The sequence below is a fragment of the Wenyingzhuangia sp. 2_MG-2023 genome, from assembly GCF_030548295.1.
GTDB lineage: Bacteria > Bacteroidota > Bacteroidia > Flavobacteriales > Flavobacteriaceae > Wenyingzhuangia.
Genome location: NZ_JAUOSB010000225.1, coordinates 1 through 231, shown reverse-complemented (window position 1 = coordinate 231; position 231 = coordinate 1). Strand labels below are relative to the sequence as shown.

The window sequence follows — 231 nt, the reverse complement described above, 5'->3', positions numbered from 1 at the left end:
ATTTGGTTGGTTTCAATTCCAGTTCCAGGTTCACTAGTTTGTATTTTTCCATGATTGAAAACGTAATTGATGGCTTGAACTCCATAGTTTATGGCAATGTCATCATTAAAATATTGTTTTAAATCGTACTTAATATTGTAGTTCTCCAATCCAGAATCCCATTGAAAACCATCAACAATAAATTCCAATCCGTAATAATAGTTGCTATAAATAAGAGATAGGTTGTAAAAT

1 protein-coding gene is annotated in these 231 nt (G+C 30.3%); it reads right to left on the bottom strand.

Going from position 1 to position 231, the window contains the following annotated elements:
• On the bottom strand, window positions 1-231 hold a 231-nt coding region (locus Q4548_RS17110; protein ID WP_303457315.1), incomplete at both ends, for a hypothetical protein.